Annotated in this window: 21 protein-coding genes; 10 read left to right on the top strand and 11 right to left on the bottom strand. The window is 44.0% G+C overall.

Annotated features, from left to right (window positions below; genetic code table 11):
• The first annotated feature begins 43 nt into the window (after positions 1 to 43).
• A complete protein-coding gene (locus R7035_RS15355) occupies positions 44 to 616 on the top strand; it encodes a protocatechuate 3,4-dioxygenase (RefSeq protein WP_132936386.1) in 573 nt (190 codons plus the stop codon).
• Positions 617 to 625: 9 nt separating this feature from the next.
• On the opposite strand, the gene R7035_RS15350 is transcribed toward R7035_RS15355, so the two are convergent.
• Complete coding sequence (locus tag R7035_RS15350; RefSeq protein ID WP_132936387.1) at positions 626 to 1,456, bottom strand: LysR family transcriptional regulator; 831 nt, start codon at positions 1,454 to 1,456, stop codon at positions 626 to 628.
• Between the two features lie 118 nt (positions 1,457 to 1,574).
• Here R7035_RS15350 and R7035_RS15345 point away from each other — a divergent pair, with 118 nt between their 5' ends.
• Positions 1,575 to 2,222 (top strand): glutathione S-transferase family protein, encoded by a 648-nt coding sequence (locus R7035_RS15345; protein WP_262651359.1) that lies wholly within the window; start codon positions 1,575 to 1,577, stop codon positions 2,220 to 2,222.
• An 84-nt stretch (positions 2,223 to 2,306) separates the two neighbouring features.
• Here the strand turns inward: R7035_RS15345 and R7035_RS15340 are convergent, their stop codons facing one another.
• Positions 2,307 to 2,978, bottom strand: coding sequence for a type 1 glutamine amidotransferase domain-containing protein (locus R7035_RS15340; protein ID WP_005375824.1), 672 nt, complete (start codon positions 2,976 to 2,978; stop codon positions 2,307 to 2,309).
• A gap of 117 nt (positions 2,979 to 3,095) precedes the next feature.
• Here R7035_RS15340 and R7035_RS15335 point away from each other — a divergent pair, with 117 nt between their 5' ends.
• Positions 3,096 to 3,980, top strand: a complete 885-nt coding sequence (locus R7035_RS15335) for a LysR family transcriptional regulator (RefSeq protein WP_318146188.1) — start codon at positions 3,096 to 3,098, stop codon at positions 3,978 to 3,980.
• Between the two features lie 59 nt (positions 3,981 to 4,039).
• Here R7035_RS15335 and R7035_RS15330 read toward each other — a convergent pair whose 3' ends face one another.
• Positions 4,040 to 5,701, bottom strand: coding sequence for an electron transfer flavoprotein-ubiquinone oxidoreductase (locus tag R7035_RS15330; protein ID WP_318146187.1), 1,662 nt, complete (start codon positions 5,699 to 5,701; stop codon positions 4,040 to 4,042).
• A gap of 137 nt (positions 5,702 to 5,838) precedes the next feature.
• Between R7035_RS15330 and R7035_RS15325 the strand changes: the two genes are divergently transcribed.
• Positions 5,839 to 6,804: an electron transfer flavoprotein subunit alpha/FixB family protein gene (locus tag R7035_RS15325; protein ID WP_017821214.1), complete on the top strand. Its 966-nt coding sequence runs from the start codon at positions 5,839 to 5,841 to the stop codon at positions 6,802 to 6,804.
• A gap of 67 nt (positions 6,805 to 6,871) precedes the next feature.
• Here the strand turns inward: R7035_RS15325 and R7035_RS15320 are convergent, their stop codons facing one another.
• From R7035_RS15320 to pdhA, 3 genes are read right to left on the bottom strand one after another with little or no spacing between them, the layout of a single operon-like run.
• Positions 6,872 to 8,020, bottom strand: coding sequence for a dihydrolipoamide acetyltransferase family protein (locus tag R7035_RS15320; RefSeq protein WP_005375831.1), 1,149 nt, complete (start codon positions 8,018 to 8,020; stop codon positions 6,872 to 6,874).
• Complete coding sequence (locus R7035_RS15315; RefSeq protein ID WP_042521051.1) at positions 8,017 to 9,000, bottom strand: alpha-ketoacid dehydrogenase subunit beta; 984 nt, start codon at positions 8,998 to 9,000, stop codon at positions 8,017 to 8,019. The genes R7035_RS15320 and R7035_RS15315 overlap by 4 nt, the downstream gene beginning before the upstream one ends.
• Entirely contained in the window at positions 8,993 to 10,087 is a 1,095-nt protein-coding gene (gene pdhA, locus R7035_RS15310) for a pyruvate dehydrogenase (acetyl-transferring) E1 component subunit alpha (protein ID WP_025998586.1), read from the bottom strand. Before pdhA ends, R7035_RS15315 begins: the two co-directional genes overlap by 8 nt.
• Before the next feature lie 65 nt (positions 10,088 to 10,152).
• On the opposite strand from pdhA, the gene R7035_RS15305 reads away from it, so the two are divergent.
• The 3 genes from R7035_RS15305 to R7035_RS15295 all read left to right on the top strand — a co-directional run bounded on the left by R7035_RS15305 (position 10,153) and on the right by R7035_RS15295 (position 12,017).
• A complete protein-coding gene (locus R7035_RS15305; protein ID WP_152560954.1) occupies positions 10,153 to 10,347 on the top strand; it encodes a hypothetical protein in 195 nt (64 codons plus the stop codon).
• A gap of 396 nt (positions 10,348 to 10,743) precedes the next feature.
• Positions 10,744 to 11,064: a DOPA 4,5-dioxygenase family protein gene (locus R7035_RS15300; RefSeq protein ID WP_005375836.1), complete on the top strand. Its 321-nt coding sequence runs from the start codon at positions 10,744 to 10,746 to the stop codon at positions 11,062 to 11,064.
• 326 nt (positions 11,065 to 11,390) lie between these two features.
• Positions 11,391 to 12,017, top strand: a complete 627-nt coding sequence (locus R7035_RS15295; protein ID WP_054578994.1) for a hypothetical protein — start codon at positions 11,391 to 11,393, stop codon at positions 12,015 to 12,017.
• Positions 12,018 to 12,359: 342 nt separating this feature from the next.
• Here the strand turns inward: R7035_RS15295 and R7035_RS15290 are convergent, their stop codons facing one another.
• From R7035_RS15290 to R7035_RS15275, 4 genes are all read right to left on the bottom strand, one after another.
• Positions 12,360 to 14,141 (bottom strand): sodium:solute symporter family transporter, encoded by a 1,782-nt coding sequence (locus tag R7035_RS15290; protein ID WP_054578993.1) that lies wholly within the window; start codon positions 14,139 to 14,141, stop codon positions 12,360 to 12,362.
• Between the two features lie 685 nt (positions 14,142 to 14,826).
• Entirely contained in the window at positions 14,827 to 15,543 is a 717-nt protein-coding gene (locus R7035_RS15285; RefSeq protein ID WP_005388533.1) for a 3'-5' exonuclease, read from the bottom strand.
• On the bottom strand, positions 15,543 to 17,405 hold the full coding sequence (locus tag R7035_RS15280) for a putative nucleotidyltransferase substrate binding domain-containing protein (protein ID WP_053307762.1): 1,863 nt from the start codon (positions 17,403 to 17,405) through the stop codon (positions 15,543 to 15,545). Before R7035_RS15280 ends, R7035_RS15285 begins: the two co-directional genes overlap by 1 nt.
• A gap of 142 nt (positions 17,406 to 17,547) precedes the next feature.
• Entirely contained in the window at positions 17,548 to 18,267 is a 720-nt protein-coding gene (locus tag R7035_RS15275; RefSeq protein ID WP_005388529.1) for a FadR/GntR family transcriptional regulator, read from the bottom strand.
• A gap of 560 nt (positions 18,268 to 18,827) precedes the next feature.
• Here R7035_RS15275 and R7035_RS15270 point away from each other — a divergent pair.
• The 3 genes from R7035_RS15270 to R7035_RS15260 all read left to right on the top strand — a co-directional run bounded on the left by R7035_RS15270 (position 18,828) and on the right by R7035_RS15260 (position 22,264).
• Positions 18,828 to 19,544: a FadR/GntR family transcriptional regulator gene (locus tag R7035_RS15270; protein WP_017634231.1), complete on the top strand. Its 717-nt coding sequence runs from the start codon at positions 18,828 to 18,830 to the stop codon at positions 19,542 to 19,544.
• A 189-nt stretch (positions 19,545 to 19,733) separates the two neighbouring features.
• Positions 19,734 to 21,023 (top strand): MATE family efflux transporter, encoded by a 1,290-nt coding sequence (locus R7035_RS15265; RefSeq protein ID WP_025998585.1) that lies wholly within the window; start codon positions 19,734 to 19,736, stop codon positions 21,021 to 21,023.
• A 197-nt stretch (positions 21,024 to 21,220) separates the two neighbouring features.
• Positions 21,221 to 22,264 (top strand): polysaccharide lyase family 7 protein, encoded by a 1,044-nt coding sequence (locus R7035_RS15260; RefSeq protein ID WP_017821219.1) that lies wholly within the window; start codon positions 21,221 to 21,223, stop codon positions 22,262 to 22,264.
• A gap of 228 nt (positions 22,265 to 22,492) precedes the next feature.
• Here R7035_RS15260 and R7035_RS15255 read toward each other — a convergent pair whose 3' ends face one another.
• Positions 22,493 to 23,359, bottom strand: coding sequence for a LamG-like jellyroll fold domain-containing protein (locus R7035_RS15255; protein ID WP_318146186.1), 867 nt, complete (start codon positions 23,357 to 23,359; stop codon positions 22,493 to 22,495).
• Positions 23,360 to 23,362: the final 3 nt, after the last annotated feature.

The following is a 23,362-nucleotide window of genomic DNA, read 5'->3' as shown; positions in this document are numbered from 1 at the left end:
AGTTCTCCCAAACTTAATTCAACGCAATTGTATTGGTGGCACCATGGAAAGAAGACACTTTTTAGCGCTGTGGACATTGTTGTTCGCACCCTCATTAAAAGCGAAAACACCAATGCGGCCAACGCCAGCACAAACTGAAGGGCCATTTTATCCAGTAGTGGACATTCCTCTTCGTCAAAACTTGATTCTGCAATCAGAAGGTTTGGTCGGTGAAGCTATCGTGTTGCAAGGTAAAGTCGTAGATACATCGGGAAACCCTGTCTCAGGCATCAAAGTAGAAATCTGGCAATGCGATGGGCAGGGGATTTACGATCATCCTAAGCAACCAAATAACGATAAGTTTGATGCGCACTTTGCTGGCTTTGGTGCAGTTTTAACTCAATCGGATGGTCACTACTTGTTTCAGACCTTGTACCCTGTACCTTATGCTTCTCGCCCACCGCACATTCACGTTAAGTTGTTGCGAGATAATCAAGAACTTCTGACCACTCAGTTGTACTTGAAAGGCAATACTGGCGATGAATGGTGGGGAGGCAAAGCCCGTGATTATCTGCAGTTTGAAACTATACGAATCGACGGGCGGTTAACGGGCCAATTTAACTTTGTGATTGGCTAGCTAATCCGGTTAAGCCATTAATTCAACCAATTGCGCCAAGCATTCTTTATCCAGTGTCGGATGAGGCTCGACGCCCGTGACCAAAACGATATCCACGGAAGGTAGCGATGGCATATCGTCTAAGATCTTAAGATCCTCGCTAACGCTAATACTGCCCATCGCACCGATAGCCATGCCTGAACGTACAATTGCTCGTTGTGCAGAAGCCGTATTGCAACATGCCAGTAGTTGATAAGGAGTGCCACGTTTGGTTAATCCGTCTACTGCTGCCGCATGGTATTTACAGTCGGTTTGGAATAGGGCGAGAGGGAGAGGTTGGGCGTTCTCAATGTCAAAATCAGGATGAGCAATCCACACGCCTTTGTCGCTTGCTAGCCAGTAACCTTCCTCACTGTCCGGTGCTCTTGTCACAATAGCGGCGTCTAGCTTTCCTTCATCAAGTTTTTCTCTCAAGGTGATGCTCGGCTCACTAAAGACCTGAATCGAACATGTGGGCTCAGATTGCTGTAATACGCGGATGACTTTAGGCAAGATATTGTCGTTGTAGTCTTCTGGGCAACCTAAGCGAAGAGGACGCTTATTTTCATAACGTTTCACTTGTTTCAGTGCTTGATTGTGCAAGCTAACCAATTGCTCTGCGTGAGAGCGTAGTGCTAATCCCGCTTCACTTAAGACAAGATTGCGACCTTCTTTTTCAAACAAACTGACGCTGAGTTCGTCTTCTAGCTTACGCATTTGCGCACTGAACGCGGATTGGGTGCGATTGATCTGCTTGGCTGCACGAGTGAAACTTCCCGTTTCGACAAAAGCCAGAAAGCTGCGTAACGCATCGATATCCATATCTAAAACTCATCCATCGTTTTTGTTGAAGTGTTCCATCAAAACTATCCGTTAGTCCCCTTAAATACAATCAGATATTGTGAATGGGTACTCAAAACACGAACCGCATGGAGGCGTCATGAAACTGTTTATTGCTAATCAAAACTACTCAAGCTGGTCACTTCGCGCATGGCTGATCTTTTCTCAATTCAAACTGGATGTGAAAGTCACCAAGCTCAAATTATTCACAGAAGATTTTTATAAGACCTTGGAAGATATTACACCAACCGCGAAAGTCCCTACCTTAGTGGATGGTGACGCAACAGTGTGGGATTCATTAGCGATTTTGGAATACGTTAACGAGCAATACTTACAAGGCAAAGCATGGCCAAGTAAGTCTGCAGAACGGGCTAAAGCACGCGCCATCGCATCAGAAATGCATTCGGGTTTCTTTAACTTAAGAAGCGAACTCCCAATGAACATCCGCGCACGCAGAAAAGTCGATCTAACGGATGGTGCGCGTAAGGGTATTGCGCGTATTGATGCCATTTGGGCTGAGCAAGCCAAACTGTATCCCAACGGTTGGCTATTTGGAGAATGGTCGATAGCTGATGCTATGTATGCACCTGTGGCATTGCGTTTCCAAACTTACGGTATCGAGTTATCGGAAGGTGCCAAAGCTTACCAACAGAAGGTGCTAGCAAGTGAATCTTTACAGCAATGGTTGGAAGAGGCGAGCCAAGAAACGGATATCGTAGAAGAGGACGAGGCAGGGGAAGAAGTATAAGCGCATCTTGCGATCGCCTGTAGCAAGGGAAAGCATGACAAAGCACGCTTTCCTCTTCTAGGATAGTTGTAGTTTCCGGCGCGTTTAAGCTAGGTGTTCAACAATCGCTCTGCCTACGCCGTGTGCGCTCGTTGGGTTTTGACCTGTGATGACACGATCATCCACAATTACAAACTCTTGCCATGGTTGCACTTTAGAGTAGCGCGCTGCGCTGCGTGCAAGAGATTCTTCCAATAGGAATGGGATATCGTTGATGGTGCCGAAGTCGATCTCTTCTTCACGAGTGAAGCCTGTTACTGATTTAGACGAAAGTAGCTTTTCGCCATTGCTAAGCGTGATAGGTAGAAGAGCGCCCGGACCGTGACAAACTGCTGCAACAATACCGCCATCTTCATAGTGTTTTGCAGAAATCTTGGCAAAATCTTCGTTGCTCGCTAGGTCTGAAAGAAGACCAAAACCACCCGGATAGAAGATCGCATCATAGTTGTCACCGTTGATTTGTGACACTGGAATCGTGTTGTTGATGCGGTTCTGGAAATCATCATCCGCTAAGATTTTCTCGTTGACTGCGTCGCCTTCGATGTCGGTTCCGTACAGTGGTGCTTGCCCGCCTTTGATAGAGGCAATGTCGTAATCGAAGCCTGCACCCAGCAGTTCGCTAAGGGCATGAGTGAGCTCTGGCGCGTAAGTTCCGTTTGCTTGGTCAGTTTCACCTAGGGTCGCATGGTTCGTCACAATGATGAGTACTTTCTTCATGATGGTTTCCTTTTTGGCTTACGTGTATTTGTTGAACACCTTCATACTAATTGCTAAACAAATAAGTGATAATACGATTAATTGGCAAAACATTATTGCTATATAGCAAAGGTAAGTATGGACAGTTTTGAAGGTATCAATGAGTTTGTTACGGCTGCTGAGAGCTTAGGTTTTTCTGCAGCGGCAAAACAGTTAGGTTGCAGTACCAGTCATGTCAGTCGTCAAGTCACAAGATTAGAAGAGCGATTAGGTGTCGCCTTGTTAGCACGTTCGACAAGAATGGTGAGTCTAACGGAAGCAGGGCAAGCGTATTATCAGCAGTGTAAAGAGTTGGTGATTGGCCTTCAGCAAGCCAATGAACAGCTCACCACGCAGCAAACTCAACTGAGTGGTACGTTACGCGTGAGCGCCGCTGGTGCGTTTTCTGAAAACCATGTAGCGCCTGCCTTGATGGCATTTGCCAAGCAACATCCTAATCTCACGGTAGAGATCAACTTCAATACCAGCATGGTTAACTTTATTGAAGATGGTTTCGATTTTGCCATTCGTTACGGTAGGTTGAGTGATTCAGGTTTGGTTGCGAGAAAGCTGGTGGATCGTCCCATGGCAGCGGCAGCCAGTCAGCGTTATCTCGATGAACATGGTTTGCCAACGCACCCCGAGCAACTCAAGCGTCATAGCTGCATTATTGCCAACAAAGACGTTTGGTTGTTTGAAAAAGACGGCAAGCCTTTAGATGGCGTAAAAGTGCAGGGCAGATGGAAGAGCAATAACGCACACACGGTCTTGCAAGCCTGTGCAGAAGGATTAGGTGTGGCGTACTTACCGAAGAGCAGTTTCAACGATGCTATTTCGTCTGGTCGTTTGGCGCCAATCCTAGAGCCCTATTGGGGAAGTGGTAACAGCAGCTGGATTGTGTATCAGAATCGTCACTTTTTGCCACTACGAGCACGATTGGCTATCGATTTCCTGCTTGATCATTTTGCCGATTGGCAGGAGTAATGAGGCTCTGCCAATCGGTTTGTTTATCCATTTGTTAGATCGTCAACATACTAACGTATCTACATGTTTTGATAGCTTGGTCCGCCGCCACCTTCTGGTGCTTTCCACGTGATGTTTTGCGAAGGATCTTTGATGTCACAGGTTTTGCAATGCACACAGTTGGCGGCATTTATCTGAAACTTCAACTTATTGTTCACTTCCACCACTTCGTAAACCCCAGCGGGGCAATAGCGCTGACTTGGTTCGTCATACATACCTAAATTCAAATCAATTGGAATGTGAGGGTAAGTCAGAACCAGGTGACAAGGTTGATTCTCTTCGTGCTGTGTTCCCGACAAAAATACCGACGAAGGCTTATCAAAACTGATTTCACCATCTGGTTTTGGGTATGCAATTGGGTGGCACTCTTGTTTAGGTTTTAACTGCTCATGATCGTGCGAATAGTCCTTGATAGACCAAGGTAACGGCCTCTTAACCAGTGGTTGCCACAGGTTGTGTTCAAAAGTCGAAAGAGCACCGCCCAGTATGCTGCCAAACTTATGAATGTTCGCACCAAAGTTACGCGTTTCAGCGAGTTCGTCATACAACCATGATGATTCAAACAACGACTGGTAGTCTGGCTCAGAAGCTCCAGTTTGTCGGGCCGTATGTACCGCTTCTGCTGCAATGATTCCGGACTTCATTGCTGTGTGGCTGCCTTTAATTTTTGCGACGTTCAAAGTCCCCGCATCACAACCAATCAATAAACCGCCAGGGAATTGCTGTCTCGGCAGAGAGGAAAGTCCACCTTTCGCAATGGCTCTTGCGCCGTAAGCGATGCGCTGAGCACCTTTCAAATGTGGTTCAATAGCAGGATGGTGCTTAAAGCGTTGAAATTCGTCAAACGGACTCAAGTAAGGATTGCTGTAATTCAAGTCGACAATAAGCCCGACGGCGATTTGGTTGTTCTCCATGTGATAGAGAAAACCGCCGCCTGTGGTATTTGTTTCACTCAAGGGCCAGCCAGCGGAGTGGATAACACTGCCAGATACATCCTTACTGTCAGTGGGTAACTCCCATATCTCTTTTAGGCCAAGCGCGTAGTGCTGTGGTTGCTTTCCTGCGTCTAGGTCGAACCTTTGAATAAGTTCTTTACCCAGATGTCCGCGACAACCTTCAGCAAAAAGGGTGTATTTTGCCCTTAGCTCGATACCTGGTTCAAAGTTAGGTTTGGCCTGGCCGTTCTTATCTAGTCCCATATCGCTCGTGTTAATGCCTGTCACGGCGCCAGTCTGATCATAATTGATGCTTGCAGCGGCAAAGCCCGGAAAAACTTCCACCCCAAGATTTTCTGCTTGGTTAGCGAGCCAACGGCAAAGGTTGGCAAGGCTAATTACGTAATTATTCTCGCCATTTATCATTGGACGCGGTGTAAGGATGTGAGGAACTCGAATATGGTTTTGTTCAGTAGTAAGATAAAGGAAATTATCTCGTTGAACCGAGGCTGCTAGCGGGGCCTCCATTTCTTTCCAGTCGGGGAAAAGCTCATCTAAGGCACTAGTTTCAAAAACAGCGCCAGATAAAATATGTGCGCCCACTTCTGAGCCTTTTTCTACAACGCAAATTGAAAGTGCGTCACCTTCACTGTCTTGGTTGAGTTGAGCTAGCCGACAAGCGGCGCTTAAGCCTGCGGGTCCGGCCCCCACGATCACGACATCAAACTCCATGCATTCTCGTTCCATCTTTATGCTTCCTTTCTATTATCGTCATCTGCGTGACAGGTTTTGGTTTCTATACAGAAAACTATAGCTCAGTTGACGTTAACGTGAAGTGGACTAAGCTCAAGTAATGGATCTGACGTGTTATATGAGGCATGACCATGGAAGACCGACCATTAGCAACACTTGTGCTCGCAGAGCATGACAACCAATCGTTGGCTGTAGGGACGCTGTGTGCAATTAAAGCGGCATTTGAGATTAAGGATGATGATAAATCGCTTCCTGTTTCTGTGTTGCTTATTGGTTATCAGTGCCAATCAGTTTTGGATGAGTTGAATTGTGTTCAAGGTGTTGCAGAAATTATCTGGGTTGATGCGAAGGGATATGAACATGGATTAGCGGAAAATATCGCACCTTTGATCTCACAAGTAGCCAAAAACTACTCACACATTCTTTCTCCTGCCAGTACCTTTGGTAAGAATGTGATGCCTCGTGTGGCGGCGTTGCTTAATGTTGGTCAACTTTCTGACGTGATGACAATCGAGTCTATCGATACGGTGATTCGTCCAATTTATGCTGGAAATGCATTGGCGAGAGTCACGTCGAATGATCCCTATAAAGTGATGACCATAAGAAGTACGGCTTTTGATGCCGCAGAGCTATCTGACACGCCAGTTGTCCCTAAGCTTACTCAAGTCGACACGGTGATTATCAATAAACTTAGTGAGTTTGTTTCGCAACAAACGCCAGAAAGTGAGCGACCAGAATTGCCAGCGGCTAGAGTAGTAGTGTCGGGTGGTCGTGCATTCGGGAGTAAAGAGAAGTTTGTTTTAGTAGAACAATTGGCTGACAAGCTAGGTGGAGCGGTAGGGGCGTCACGAGCGGCGGTCGATGCGGGCTATGTGTCTAATGACCATCAAGTTGGGCAAACCGGCAAAATTGTTGCACCGGAGTTATACATTGCCGTCGGAATTTCTGGCGCGATCCAGCATTTGGCGGGAATGAAAGATTCCAAGGTGATTGTTGCAATTAATAGCGACCCTGATGCGCCTATTTTTGACATTGCAGATTATGGATTGGTCGACGATTTGTTTGTGGTAATGCCTGAGCTGTTAGAGAAGCTGTAGATATAGTCTTGCTTCCTAAAACAAAAGGCTTCCGGACTGGAAGCCTTTATCATTTGATTTTTATAAGTTACTTTTCGCTCGGACGTTGCAGGTGCTCTGCAAGTACTTTTGTAAACCTTGCAGCTTCACCACCAGTACAAGCGCGATGATCAAACGTTACGGATAGCGGCATTGCTTTCACCGAAATTGCTTGACCATTTCTTATCACAACTCGGTCGAGTATTCGGCCCGCGCCGACAATAGCGACTTGTGGCGGTGTGACGACAGGTGTCGCGTAAATACCGGCAATCGCGCCGAAGTTGGAAAGCGTAATCGTCGCGTGTTGCAATTGCTCACGACCGATTTTTCTCTCTCTGATCCCTTCAACGGTTTGATCGAGCCAACGACGAACATCTTGTGGCTCGTATTCATCTGCGTGGCGCAAGACTGGCACGTACAATCCATGACGGCTATCTACTGCAATTCCTACATTGACCGTTGTGTGTACACAGCGTGTCATGGTTTCGGCATCAAACCAAGCGTTTAAAGCGGGCTCTTCTTGACACGCATGAACAATCGCTTGAACAAGGCGGATACTGATATCTTCGTTTGGCAGCCAATCTTCCAACAATGCTTCTTCCGTAATGGTTACGGCAGCAACATGTTCGTGCGATTCGGTCATAGACGATACCATGGTACGTCGAGCGCCTTTCAAAACTTCGGTGCCTGGACGCTGTTTTCCGGCTTCGTCGTAAATATCGGCATCTACGATAAGTCCGTTCGGGCCACTACCTGACACAAGGTTAAGATCTACCCCAAGTTTTTGTGCCAACAAGCGAGCCGAAGGCAGGGCGGTAACGAGGTTACTTTCTGTCGTGTTGTGGTTGCCACCAATCCAGAAATCATCAACGTTAACATGATGCGCTTGGTGAGAAACGCTACCGACGACGGTTGCGGCGTCAGCAGTGGCTTTTTTCTCTGCCGTTACTTCTCTCCCGGCACCTGTTTCATCAATCTCTAGCAGTAATGCACCAATATTGACGATTTCACCTTCCTCACCATGACGGCTGACCACACGGCCCGAATAGGGGGCAGGGACGTCGACCGTCGCTTTTGCTGTCTCTACGGTTAAGATCACTTGATCTAATTTAACCATGTCACCGACATTAACGTGCCATTTTACAATTTCTGATTCAGCGAGGCCTTCGCCGAGATCGGGTAAGTTAAACGTCTTCATTTCCAATCCTCCACGAGTTCGCGCGCTGCGGTCACAATGTCTTCTTTCTGAACCATGAAATAATCTTCGTTACGGTAATAAGGCATAATGGTGTCCATTCCAGTTACTCGTTTAGGTGGGGCTTTAAGTAAGCACATGGCGTGTTCAGCGGTTCGAGCTAATAGCTCAGATCCCACACCACAAGTTTTACTCGCTTCATGAACAACGAGTAAACGTCCAGTTTTTTCTAGTGAGCTGAAAATCGTCGCGGTATCAATTGGCTTAATACTCGCCAAATCAATCACCTCGACTTCAATTCCCTGACTAGACAAGGTTTGCGCGGCCTGAAGTGACTCTACGACGCATGCGCCCCAAGTAACGAGCGTGATATCTCGCCCCTTGCGTAAGGTGAAGCAGGTGTCGAGTGGGAGTGCTTCGCCGTTATCAACGACTTCAGATTTAACGGTGCGATATATGCGCTTCGGTTCGAAGAACATGACGGGATCATTGCTTCTAATTGCAGCGAGAAGTAAGCCGTATGCGCGTTGTGGAGAAGAAGGAATCACCACTTTAAATCCAGCAGTGTGAGCAAATAACGCTTCCACGCTTTCTGAGTGGTGTTCCGGAGCGTGGATACCGCCGCCAAATGGCGCACGGAAAACCGCGGGACAAGTGAGCCGACCGCGAGTTCTGTTACGCATTCGAGCCGCGTGGCACATTAAGTGCTCCATCGCAGGAAAAACGAAACCTTGAAACTGAAATTCGGCGACAGGTCGTAATCCTTGCGTTGCCATACCGACCGCAACCCCGCCGATTAAGGCTTCAGCGAGTGGCGTATCGATGACTCGTTTAAGACCAAACTCTTGCTTGAGTCCGACAGTGGCACGAAATACACCACCATTATCGCCCACGTCTTCACCTAATACGACAACATTGGGGTCTTGTTGCATTTCGTGGTGCAGGGCAAGGTTTACTGCTTCAACCAACGTTAGCTCAGCCATGTCTGCCTCCCTGCATTCTCATTGCCTTGTTGATGAGTTCATCTCTTTGTGCATGAAGCTCTTGAGGTAGCGATTCATACAAATAATCGAAACCGGTTTCTGGTGCTTGTGGCGGTAAGCTCAGATAGCGTTCAACAGCTAACTCTACTTGCTCTTTACAGTAATCTAGCCATTGCTGTTCTTGTTCGTCGCTCCAAGCGCCTTGATTAAGGAGGTACGTTTTAAGACGTGCGATAGGTTCGTATTGCCATGCAGTTTGAACATCATCTTCTTTACGATAACGAGTCGCATCATCGGCCGTAGTGTGGTCACTCAGTCGGTAACTCACCGCTTCGATGAGTGTTGCGCCTTTCCCTTTTCTTGCTCTCTCAAGGGCGGTTTTAGTTGCATCATAAACGGCGACGACATCGTTACCATCGACAGTAATACCCGGTATACCTGCACCTTGCGCTTTTTCTGATAAGAAATCGGCGGCACATTGGAGACTACGCGGCACTGAAATTGCCCACTGGTTATTGTTTACGACGAAAACAAGTGGAATATTCCAAGTACCTGCGCAGTTTATTGACTCAAGAAAGTCCCCTTTGGATGTACCACCATCGCCACACATGACTAGCGCAGCTTCATGGTTACCTTGAATTTTTAGCGCGGAAGCCACCCCGACAGCATGCGTACATTGCGTCGCTATGGGTACACAGTAGGGAAGGTCTCGGCTAGGAACCGGACTGCCTTCAGGAGCAAAATCACTCCCGCGCTCATCGCCACCCCAGTATTGAAGGTTCTTTTCCATGCCAATGCCACGACACCACATCGCAGGCATATCGCGGTAGTAAGGGACAAACACATCATCGGCTTTAAGTGCTCTGCCGACCGCAATGCCTATGGCTTCCGCGCCTAAGTGTGAGGGATAGGTCCCTAGCTTACCGGTGCGTTGCAAGGCAACTGCTTTGTTGTCGTAAGTGCGAGTTAATACCATGTCTCGGTAAAACCCGACCAATGTTTCAGTGTCAGCCCAGTTGGGTAGTTGGCCGACGAGGTCCCCACGATGGTCGATAAACCGATGCATGGGTAATGCCTGAACGTTCATCTCAAGCTCCTTTTGACGCTGCGGGTCTTTTGGACTGCAGCTGTTCATACAAAACCAGAGTTTGTATGGGTACTCAAACTCTGATATCAGCGCAAAGGCCATACCTAAGGTTGCGTGTGCTTTCGATAGCGGTAGGCATCTGTTCGTCCCTTAAACTATTTGTCGATAACATCGCTGCGATTATTTCACCGCAAGATACAGAGAAAGGCTTTTCTGTATCTAACCCTCTAACTAAATCGTGGTATAGCCAGATACAATAAGTGTAAACAAATTGTTAAATTATGCTTCATTTTGACTTTCGCTCAGTAGTAAAGTTTTGCTTACACCCTGATTTTGCAGAGTAATATGCTGCTATTTTGCTGGTGGTATTTTTAAACTCGAATTTAATTACTGGTTAATGAAACATATTTGCAACAAAATTTGGCTGTAAAATTTGACAAAGTGAGTCATTATTAATGAATCAACTCAAACAGTTGCTATATGATGAATTGCAAATTTTTGTTGTGCTCGAAGCCTCGACCTTATGAGAATGCATAACTTCTTCCCAACTGAGTGGAATCAAGGTAGGGTGACGGCATTACAAATGTATACCCTCGGCAGTCCTTGAGCTTATCCAAAGTAGGTAGTGCTCAAGTGGAAGTGATTATGGAGAAGTTATGTACCACGCTCATGTTTATTTTCCCCTAAGAGAACAAGATAAAGCGCAAGCCTTGAACGAGATCATCCGTCAAGAGCGTCAAGATGTGCTGCGTGTGTTTCCATTAGTTGGAAGGTTAGTTGGCCCACACAAGATGCCGATGTTTGAAATTCACCTAGAATCCTTGAGTGAAGAGTTCTTGGCGTGGCTTGATACGATTCGAGGCGATTTTTCTGTGCTTATTCACCCAGTAAGCGAAGAAGAGTTGCTCGATCACACAGAACGCGCGATTTGGTTGGGCAGAGAGATTGGTGTATTTGAAGAAAAGTTAGAGAAATAGTTGCTCCTCTCGCCCATGCATGACCGCTTTGAATCCTTCTCTTCTCATTGCGGTCGCAGCTTCTGCTTAACGCCTCATCTTCATTGATGGGTGCGGAATCCCTATCTTACGCTTTGCTGTAGCTATTTTTGTGCTAAACCTAAAAGTAGGCTTTCGAACTTCACGCACAAAGCGTGAAAATATCGCTGTTTAGCATGCCATTAAATGAATTTTGGTGGTAATAAAATATTAAGTCTTTGATAAATCAAATAGGTATAGCAGGGAAGTGCAGTTTACGACCCCAACGCCATTGGCAGTGGCGCCGATAATTTCTGAGGGGGAAGGGTATGTTTTCGATACTCTTGGTTATACTTGCACTCTATATATTTTGGCTGTTGTTTCGCAACGAGCCTGCGTTTGCCGGGCGTACCGCTCAAAAAAAACGTGACTGGGTTGGGCCTACCGCCAACAAAGAAGAATGGCGAGGGTTTTGTACAGACGTATTTCAGCCGTTCAGTTCTCAAACGACTTTCTACGCCATTGCTTATTTTGCCAATTACGTAGCAGCAGCGAACGCAATATCTTGGTCAACGATATACGAAGGCGATTATCCGATCATCATAAGCCGATTTGGTAGCTACTTCATTTTAAGTACGCATGATGCACTGGTCGTAGCTGGGTTTATTGCGCTTGCTTTCTTTATCATTAATTGGCAACTTGCCATGCGCTGCTCCGGTATTCTTAGCCAGTATCTAGTGCGGATTCTTATTATTAATCAAAAGCGCTTTGTCGCGATTAGCTTGGTGTTTTGCAGCTACTTTTCGTACCTACTGACGCTTGGTATATTCTGGCTGTTCCATGATGGGTATTCAATCTGGCATGGATTAATGCTTAGCCCTGTGTTCCTGCTGTTAGCTTTATTGGTAGCTGTTGTTGTGCCATCTGCAAAAAGAGAAAATAGTGTACCTAAGTAATCCCGAGATGGTTTGTTCAGCGGGAATAGTTTGGCTTGTAGACTAGGTAGTGATGTAAAGGACTAGCGAGTCTAAATCACGAAGTGGCAACAAAGTATACGAGCCGAGATCTTTACTTCATCAGGTATTTTTGGGGCGTTTACTTAAGCAAGGTAGGCTGCACTTTTAACTCGATCAGATTATCACGTTCTGGTTTAGCCTTATCGAATGACAAAATAAAGCTGCAATTCGATAACCCTAGACAAGATGATATGTCTTCGTAAAAGGGTGAAGTGTTCGTACTGGGAACTTAGAATTAAAAAACGCGGCCAAAGAATAGCCGCGTTTATTAGAATAAGAGATTTAACTTTCTGTCACAGGTTCAGAGACTTGTTCAGCGCTTGAATCCACAGCTTTTACAAGTAGTAGACCAACACCTCCGACGATGGCACCACATAGAATAAACACTAAGCGCCCCCATACTGGGTTAGGTAGCAGAGCCATAAACATGACACCTATACCTGCGACCGCGATAAGTTTACCCAGCATTTGACGTTGCTTGTTATCGAGTTTTCTCTGTGCCACTGATTCCGCTACAAGAGGCGTTGATAGGTTTTCAAAGAACTTATCGACATCTGCTTGGCGTTTGTCAGTTAGAGGCTTGTAGAATAGAGTCGACAACATGAAGAAGCCACCAGTTAGCGTCATGTGTCCGATTAGACCTATTGCTACTTTCACATCAGACCATTCTCGGCTAGTCAACTCCTCAAGGCCAAACGCCGATGACACCATATCAGCTGTGATAACAAACCCAACAAGGTAGGAAACGATGCCACCCACGACTAGAGTTCCCCAACCGGCCCAGTCTGGAGTTTTCTTGATAAAGAAGCCTAAAAACGCTGGAATTGTCATTGGGAACCCGATGAGCGCACCAACGTACATCATAGTGTCGAATAGACTCAGACCTTTTAGAGAGTTTATAAACTGCGCGATTAGAATAATTGCAACGCCAAATACCGCCGATGTTGCTTTAGAAACTGCGACTAGCTCTTTCTCTGATGCTTGGCCTTTACGAACGATCGGTTCATAAAAGTTCTTTACGAAAATACCTGAATTGCGGTTAAGACCAGAGTCCATAGAGGACATCGTAGCAGCAAACATTGCAGCGACCAGAAGTCCAACCATACCTGCTGGCATGTACTCTTGAACGAAGTATAGGTACGCGAAGTCGCCTGCTTTGTTACCAGCATCTGGATAAGCTGCCGCTAAATCAACACCTTGGCCTGCAATATACCAAGAAGGCATGAACCAAATGAAAACTCCACCCAACATCAATACACATGCTAGCAAAGCTGCTTTTTTTGCATTTTTAGAGTCTTTTGCAGCTAGGTAACGGTAAGAGTTCAACATATTGTTTGTAATAGAGAACTGCTTAACGAAGATAAAGAACGCCCAAATACTAAAGATGCTTAAGTAGTTCAGGTTGTTACCTGCAACAAAGCTGCCACTTTCTGCGACTGGGAAGTTAGAGATAATTTCAGTAACTCCACCACCTTGAACAATAGCAACGGCTGCACATGTGATCGTTACCGCCATGATGATGACCATTTGCATGAAATCGGAGGCGATAACCGCCCAAGAGCCGCCAGTTACCGACATCGCAAGTACAACTAAACCGGTAATCCAGATGGTTGCTGTCATATCAAAACCAAAAATACCTGAAGCTATAATAGCAAGGGCGTTAAGCCATACACCTGCAGAGACAACACTGTTTGGCATCGAAGACCAAGTAAATACTTGTTCGTTTGTTGTACCAAAACGCATACGAATGGCTTCTATGACAGTTACGACGCGTAACTGGCGAAATTTCGGTGCAAAGTAAGCGAAGTTCATGAAGTAACCAAACGCGTTTGCAAGGAAAATAATAGCGACAGCAAAACCATCATTGTAGGCTTTACCAGCTGCGCCAGTAAATGTCCAAGCAGAGAATTGAGTCATAAACGCCGTTGCTCCAACCATCCACCAAAGCATGTTGCCGCCACCTCGGAAGTAGTCGCTTGTAGTACTAGTAAAAGTTCTGAACATCCAACCTATTGCGATTAAGAATAGAAAATAGATGCCCACAATGAGAGTATTGAGTTCCATCTTTAGACCTTTGAAGTAGTTTATTGTCCTAAGTAATAGTAACGTTCGCCCCTCTTATTTGTGGTACAATAACTCAAAACCGTGACCAGTAAGGCGTAATAAACCCTTTAATTAATCATACAAGTGATCGGTGTCAGATATTGCTTTTCTCTGAAGCTGCTAAAAGTGTAGAGTTTAGGTATGGGTTCTATGAATATACTTATAAAGAATCTTAAGTCCTCTAATAAGAATGGATGCGGATTTATGCATATCTGGCAGAGGGATTTAACATCGATTGATGTAGGATTGTTAAAAAAAAGCCCATGCAAGCCTGTACTGCATGGGCCAAACGGTACTAGTACCGCGAGCTGTCGGCTGAAGTTCGCAACAGCGGCTTTACATGATTACTAACCACTACAGATGACGTTCGAGGGGACATCACCTGAATTCAGTTGTTTATGTAACGCTGCTAGATCTTCGACAATCATTGCGCACATGCAATGCTAAGCTCTCTAAAATGTAGTTATGATATGGAGCAACTAATCAGTTTACACTCGCTCTGATGTTGGCAAGTGACAATGGCTATTCGCTGCATTTTGCTAACGTCGCCCCATTAATGATATTGTATTATTAATTAAGGTAAATGCTGATGATACCAAATTGTGACAGAGAACATGTTTAGCAAATAGGCCTGTGATCTGGATGATTACAGGCTAAGCCGATAAAGGGGCCCGACTGTCGCTTTTGTCTGAGGTGCGATACGGGTTTGTTGAACTAATAGTAACTCTGCAGTTGCAATTGCATCTGCAAGTGCATTATGGCCGTTGTAAGCGGGTAACCCGTAACGTTCCCTTGTCGCTGCTAGAGTCACATCTGATTCATCGGAAGCATTGATAGCTCTTTGTAACCTTTTTTCTATTCGCAAGGTGTCTATCCAAATGAGCGGCAACTCTTTTATGTTGAAAACTCGCTGTAAATATTGATTAATAAAGCTAGTTTCGACTATACATCCGTGCGCAACAATAACTTTGTTTTCTGCTGCTTTAAAGAATGTCCGCATTGCTTCATGAATAGAGATTCCATCAGTCAGCATTTGTTGGGTAATATGGTTAACAACTATGGTTTCGGGCTTAATTTTTGAGTCGCTATGTACATAAAGGTGTTGGCTTGTTGCTAAGTCAATATGGCCTTGTCGAATCTCTACCCAGCCCATGGAAAGAATGACTTCTTCCTCACTGTCTAAGCCAGTTGTTTCAAGATCTAGAACGATGAACTCAGTGTCAAAAGCTCGTTGATTTACGTCCAGATTTGGCGAGCGAAGCAGCTTTTTAAGATAAAGAGGGATGTGCTTCTTTTTACAGTGCTTTTGTCTCTGACGATTTTTTCGTGTCAATGGATGAAAGTACTCAAGTAAGCGCTTCATTATCGGCTCCCAAAACGGAGTTTGGCGACTTCTTGTAGATCTGCAATGATGCGGAACGCGTCTTTTAAATGTTGACGTTCAAAACTACCGAACGTATTGGGGTCAATGTGGTTATTTGGCTCATCTCCACTTTTTAGTGCTTCTAATTGATGGGCAAATCGAAACGACAAGATGAATTGATATGCGTTTATTATATTTTTGTACGCGTCATGGCTGAGCAGTCCTTTTTCGTTAGCTGCTTTAAAACGCTCATCAGTTGCAGTGAGGTCACATTCAACTGCCAGACCATAAATCCTTGCAAGATCAATGATTAGATTAATCGCGTATTTTTTTACGTCGAGCGTTTTCTTGTTCTCTCCCGATTTTTGTAATACTAGGCTATTGAATATTCCTAACGGTGGGTTTGTTTTCACCGCATCGTTAACTAACATCGTAAGGAATTCTCTATTAGCGTTGATGTTAGAGTGAAGCTCATCGCGAAGTATCTGTTCAAAGTCTTTGTTTCCATAAACGGTTCGGATTTCTAAAAAGACACTGATATTGAGGAGGCGCTCGTATTCAGGATTTGCCACCCATTTCTTATAGTACTTTTTCCAAACAGAGAGAGGCTGGCACCATTTAGGGGTCGCTGCCATAAATTTCCCTGGACACAATGGATAGTTACATTTATTCAGACCATTACTTACTATCATTGCTAAATGTTTGAAGTAGATACGGTCGTTATCTGTTGCAGAATCATCTAATACGATGGCGCTATCTTGATCTGACAGCATATGTACTTCTTGGCGAGCATGAGAGCCTGCCACAATCCAAGAGAAGTCACAGGGAGGTGTTCCCAACTTATCAATGGCTATTTGTATTAACCTACGAGTGTACGCATCCATAATCATGGTCATCACTTTACCAATGATTTCTGGTGAAACCCGTCCTTCGACTAATGCTTCAAAAATAGCTTGGCGCTCAGACGTAAAACTAGACAAAGCTTTGACACTGCCAGCATATTTGATCTTTTCAATTAAAAATATAGCTTGGACTCGATGGTTTTGAACCAAGTGCGTTGTTGTCAAAACGCCAACGACGTTATTGTCTTTGACTAGGGGTAAATTTCTTATGTTGTGCTGCATCATAATGGAGGCTGCGTGCAGAACTAAATCGTCAGGATGAATTGTTTTAGGATCAGGCGACATGACTTCGACGACTGGTGTTGAGATGCTTAATCCTTTGGCGATGACTCGCTTTGTCATATCTCGGTCGGTAATCAGTCCAACTATTTTATTATCACGATAAACGACAGCGCAGGGAGAGCACTTATCGATCATCTCGTTGGCGACTGACTGAATGGATTGCTCAGCGGTTACAATTGCAACTCGACCACTAGCAACTTCCTCTACACGCCGAATAAACAACCCTTTTTCTTTGTTAGACCACACGACATCTAATGCTGACTTTAGCCGTACCTGAGCTTGTGATGCAAAATGTTCAGCACATTCAGGATGAGAAGTGCACAACTTTTTCAGCGCAGCATTTGGAATTACATAAACTAATGAATTTTCGATTGCAATTGCTTTGTATTCTTTTCCGCTTTCGACTTCGTTACCAAGAAAAGTGAAGCCAAACAAATCTTCCGGACCAAGTTTAGCTCTCAATATGCCATCAGATTTACGCTGTTCGATAGAGCCAGTTCTAATAATATAAAGTGACTTTTCGTTCTTAGAAGAATACTGATCAACAACATCCCCCTTGCTTAAATAAGTGATCTTAACAGATGAAGCAAGCTCGCGAAGTGCACCTTTAGGTACCTTGTCAAACGGATCAATCTGGCTGATAAACTGTATGATATTTGGCAGTAGCGAGTCGGTCATAACACAACATTCTCAAAATACATTTGTATTACTATATATCAAAATATTGATGGTGTGCCATAAAGAATTGGAGGAAACGAAATTAAAAAAGCACGCGAGATGCGTGCTTTTGCCTAGTTATTAGATCGCCCAAGCTCTAAGCTTAACTGGCTTCGGGTAAGCGATGTTTTGACTCCAACAAGTGGTTAGCCGAAGCTTGACGTGCTTTTTCAGCATTGCCTGCCATTATTGCTTCATAAATCTCACGATGTTCTTCGATGCACGTATTGCCTTCCTCAGATGAGTGAGCAATAAAGTTAATGAACATTGTAGTCAGAACATGCCCAAACGGTAAGAAAAAGTCGTTTCCGGTTGAGTTAAAAATAATGCTATGGAAACGAATATCTACATCCATCCAGCGCGCTTTGTCCAGTTCGTCTGCTTTAGCGACTTCCAACATATCTTGGAATGCTTCTGATAGCTGAATTCGCTGTTCCGCAGTGGCATTTTTCGCTGCGAGTGCACAAGCTTCAGGCTCTATCGCGCGTCGTAACCCCAAAAATTGATGACAGAACTGATCTATCTCTGTTAGACCGTCCATCCATTCAATTAATTGTGGGTCTAAAAAGTTCCAGTACGCCCGGTTGATGACTCGAGTACCAACTTTTGGACGTGACTCGAGTAAACCTTTTGATGTTAAAAGTTTTACGGCTTCACGCAAAGCTGTGCGACTGATACCAAACTGTTCACACAGGGACATTTCTCCTGGAAGAATGGATCCTTGAGGGATCTTGCCTGACAAAATGCTACGAGCAATTTCGCGAGCTACTTGTACATGTAAGCTGCGCTTGGAACCGGAGATAGAATGAAATTCACCAGACATAAAATCACTTATCGTTAAAATTGTATTATTTAAGCTTGGATTATATCATCCAAAGTGTAGCTCACCAAGAAGATGTTTACGTAATAACAGTTGTCTTCACAAATCCATTTTGAATCTCCGACTGCTTTATGAAGCCTTCATGATTATGATACTTAGCGTATAACAGATGAGGCCACCGATTCTTACATCATTCCTTATTTATCTGTTAGCTCAATATGTTAGTTAACTCTAGTCGCGCCTACTTATTGTACTCACTGATTTTCAATACACAGCACACAATTTGAATAGAAGGTCAGGTTTCTTGTTAAATAAAGTGATATTGTCTTATTATATACTAACGATCGGTGTGCATGATGTTACTACTCGACCATTCAATATTGAGTTTGGCCAATATACCTCGCGAGTAAAAATCATATTCATAAGATCGTTAGATTTTAGACGCTAAATAACAGTGCTTTACATTTACACAGAAAGTCTCCGCCTTCAAAGCGTGTTTCATTTGGCCTTTTCTAATTATTAGCTAAACAAGTCGTTTAGGCTGCTGGCAATGAGGAATATAGATGGCAGAGTTTTCACTTCTCGGGAATTCAAATCACAAGATACATGTACAAGTAGCAAGACAGATTTCTCGCAAAATATTGTCAGGAGAATTAAGTCAAAATGAGAAGCTCCCGAGTGAAATAGAACTGTGTAAGTTGTTTGGTGTTAGTCGGACAGCACTACGAGAGTCGACGAAGTTGCTGTCTGCTAAAGGCTTAATTATCTCTAAACCAAAAGTTGGAACTACGGTACTACCAAGAAACTATTGGCATTTTCTTGATCCTCAACTCTTAGAGTGGATCCAAGATTTAGAAGATACTAAGCCGTTTCTATCTCAGTTTTTAGGATTGCGTAAAGCCATAGAACCAGAGGCGTGTGCGCTGGCAGCCCAAAATGCCAATGCTGAGCAAAGAAAGCTGTTGTCAATTGTATTTCAAAGAATGACGATGGCAGCACGATGTCACGATTATGATGAGTGGATTGCTAACGATCATTTGTTTCATCAAACGATATTCCTTTGTACCGATAATCAATTCTACGTTCCCTTCAGCAATATACTTTCGACCATATTTAAGGTGTTTATTGACAAGTCAGTTGAAGGAGGGAGGTTCTGCCTTAATGAGCACCGTGCAATTTATGATGCAATTATGGTCGGAAACTCATTTCAAGCTCGTTTAGCCTCTCAAACGCTGTTAAATGATGAGAATCAGAGGCTTTCCGACGCCGTGAATAGTTAAGAGCTTGCGTACACCTTTATTGACTAAAAAGATTTTTCTGTCGTTTCTTTTTGTCATGAACTTTGCCTAATGACCGAGCTCTTTAGTTTAAACGTTTAACCTCATTACAAAGGTTTACTAATGTTTTCCCAACCATATATAAAGAAAAATTTATCTCTTGCTTGGCCGCTTGCTCTTAATGCTTTGTTGATGCAATCAATGCTTATGATTGATACGCTGCTTGTTACTCCATTAGGTGAAGTTTCACTTGCTGCTATGGGGATTGCTACAACAATAGTTTCTTTCGTTTTAGGCATCCAAATGGCTCTAGCAAATGGGTCTCAATTGGTACTTAGCCGTGCCGTAGGCTCTGGTCATTATCTATCGTTAAATAAAGGTTTCTGGGCAGCTTTAGTTATCAACGTTCTAGTCGCATCCTTATTCTGGCTGTTGATTACTGTCTTTGATGAAGCGTTAATCAGTAAGTTGACGGATAACGTTGATCTCTATGCGGAGACAAAATGCTACCTTGCAATTGCTAAGTTCATCGTCATATTCAATGCCATTACTCAGGTTATGATTGCGGTGTTCAATGCGCTTGGACGGACCAAAGTTCCATTTAAAGGCTATTTGATTGAATTGCCAGTCAACGTGGCGATGTCTTATGTTCTGATTCACGGCCTGACTAATTTTGAAGGTATTGGCGTTCAAGGCGCCGCGGCGGGTAGTTTGGTTGCTATTAGTATTCGGCTGTTATATTTAACCATGTGCATTAAGCTTGATGATTCTATCATCTTGTCTATTAAGAAGCTTGATGCGTCATTGAAAAGCAATATACATAAGCATTTTAAAGAGATTTTCCCCGTCGCGGCGAACGTCACAATGTTACAAACTGGCGCAACGATATACATGTTGCTGTACTCGCAACTGACCTTAAATGCTTATGTCGCTATGACTATCGTGATGCCTTGGATCAAAGCGGGTACTCAGTTCATTACTGCTTGGGCGCATTCATCGGCAATCACGATTAGCCAAGCAATTGGCTCAAGAAAAATGGATGAGCTGCGTAACAATGTCGATATTAGTATTGATATGGCCGTGATGATCTCGTTCGTTTCAGCATTTTTCTTTTTTGCACTTAGTTTCGTTCTTCCTGATTTGTATCCCGACTTAGACCCGAGTACTTACAAAGCGTTATCCGCGATTGCTCCACTTTACATACTGCTACCGATAGTACGTGGCTATAACACCGTTCATGGTCATATTTTGAGAGCGTTAGGTAAAACAACGGAGGTGTTTAAGATTAACTTTACCGGTCAGTGGGTAATCTCTATACCGTTATGTGCTTTGATGATTTTATACTTGGACCTTTCAGTGTTTTGGGTGTTTGCAATCATGCCGTTTGAAGAAATTGTTAAGGCATGGCCATTTAGGCATTTAGCACGTAAGTCTCTGAAAGATTTCGATATTAATAAGGCAGACAAGCTAATGTACGATTGATCCTATGACTATTGGATTAGGTCGAAAATATTCGTAGATGCTATGGACTAAAGAGGAGTATGTCTAGCTTATCATTTTGGCGTTTATCGAGTTTATAAATTGTGATCAATAGAGCACATCATAACTTCTTTCCTCGAATCATTCCTTTGCAAACCTTATTATATGTATGACAATATTACATATAATAAGGTTTGAACATGAAACTCAATCTACTCGTAGCCGCAATGGCTGTTACCTTACCAACTCTTGCTATCGCTTCTGATTTAAATAATGGCGTTGATTATCCAGTCCCTGCCGATAAATTTGATATGCGAAACTGGAAGATCACTATTCCTTCCGATATCAATGAAGACGGAAAAGTGGACGAAATCGAGGGTGTGGCGATGCTGAGTTATTCACACAAAGATTTCTTCTTCTTGAACGAAGAAGGCAACTTGGTGTTTGAAGTGCAGAATAAAGCGGTAACGACAAAAAACTCGAAGAATGCACGCTCTGAACTACGTGAAATGCCTCGTGGCGCTGACTTTTCTATTCAAACCGATGATTTAGCAAACCATTGGGCTTTATCGAGCCACCCTCAGGCTGCTAAACACAGTCGTGTAGGTGGAACGTTGGAAGCGACCTTGAAAGTGAACCATGTTTCTGAACACGCCAAATTTCCAGAGAAAGGGCCTGCTCATTCTGTTGTTGTCGGTCAAATCCACGCGAAAAAAATTGATGCAAGAATAAAAGAGGGTAAAGGTTATGGACATGGAAATGAACCCATTAAAATCTTCTATAAAAAATTCCCAGAACACAAAATGGGCTCTGTATTTTGGAACTACGAGCGTAACCTAGCGAAGGAAGATCCAAATCGTATTGATATTGCATATCCAGTATGGGGAAATACTTGGGATAACCTTGAAGAACCAGGCCAAGCAGGTATCGCTCTTGGTGAAGAGTTCAGCTACAAGATAGAAGTTCAAGGAACTATGATGAACTTGACGTTTGAAACAGAACGCCACGAGACAGTGAATTATTCCATAGATCTCAGTAAGGGGATTGATAGTAAGGACTTTGAGCATGGCTACGCAGAAGACATGTTCTATTTTAAAGCAGGAGCTTATGGTCAATGTAGCGTCAGTGAGTCTCACCCTGTGTGGGGTACAGGATGTGCGGGCACCGGTGATTTTTCAGTCGACAAGAAAAACGGTGACTATAACAGCGTGACATTTTCTAAGCTCAAGCTAAATCAAAATTGAAACTAATAGAAAACTAAGAGCTACTCGATTTCTACTTAAGCCTCATCGATTTGATGAGGCTTTTGTTTTCAGTGGAATTCTTTAAAAGGTAAAAAACAAGATAGAGCAAGCAATCACTGGGACTGGCTTGAATTTAGAGTATTGTGTTGAATTTTGTTCTTCTGAAGAGGTAAAAAAATAAAGCCAGGCTCGAAAGCCTGGCCTAGTATCAAGTGCTACAAAATAACACTAGAGTTGCTTTGAATCGATGTTATCGAAATATGCTTTTGTTGAAGCACCACTTGTGTCCCCTACATAAATAGTCAGTTGTGATGGTGTATTCGTTGCGTCTAAGCCTGTTTCGGACTGGCTTGGCGCATCAACCGTTTTTCCATTAATAGAAACGTTAATCTCATCACCATCCCAAGCTAGGGACATTGAGTTCCAAGCGTCAGTCGTAATAGTGCCTATTTCTACGTCATCTGATCCTGCTTCGGCTTCAACTTTACCACTGCCCGAAATTCTCAATTCGTAGTAACGATCTGAGTTGTTTTTACCTGAGCCAACATTAATGTATGTAGTTTTTTCGTTGTCTGACGGAATGTAAACATCGAATGACACGCTACCGTTTGATGTTGCTCCGTTTGAAAACTCGCGCGTAACGTATGGTTTGTTGGTCGTATCTGTGTCGGATATTAGCAGAGAGTTAGCGCCGCTCTTTGATACATCATCACTTACTACAGCCACGGACGTCAAGGTGGAGGAGTCATCAGCAACCGTATTGTATTCTTTCCAACTAGAGTTTGCTGAACTGATATTTGTTCCTACTGGGTATGAGTCAAAGTTTTCACTCACGTCTTCTGACGGTTTATCAGGATTAGAACTTCCGTCTGAAATGACAACCGCTTCGCTTGATGCACTGTTGTAAATTGTCGCGAGGTCTAAGCCTGGAATGTAGTTGTCAAAATCCTCTTCTAGAACCAACACTTCAGAGCCCGAATCACTAGAGTAAATCTTCAAGTTGTCTGCATTTAATTCAAAGTTTGTAGTGTTGCCATTATCACCTAGTCTCAGTGATACATAAGTTACAGCGGTGCCATCAGCGACAGGTAACATTTC

The sequence above is a fragment of the Vibrio sp. 1731 genome (assembly GCF_033339955.1).
Lineage (GTDB): Bacteria > Pseudomonadota > Gammaproteobacteria > Enterobacterales > Vibrionaceae > Vibrio > Vibrio alginolyticus.
Note: the sequence above shows the minus strand (reverse complement) of the source record. Positions and strands in the feature narration are given on the sequence as shown.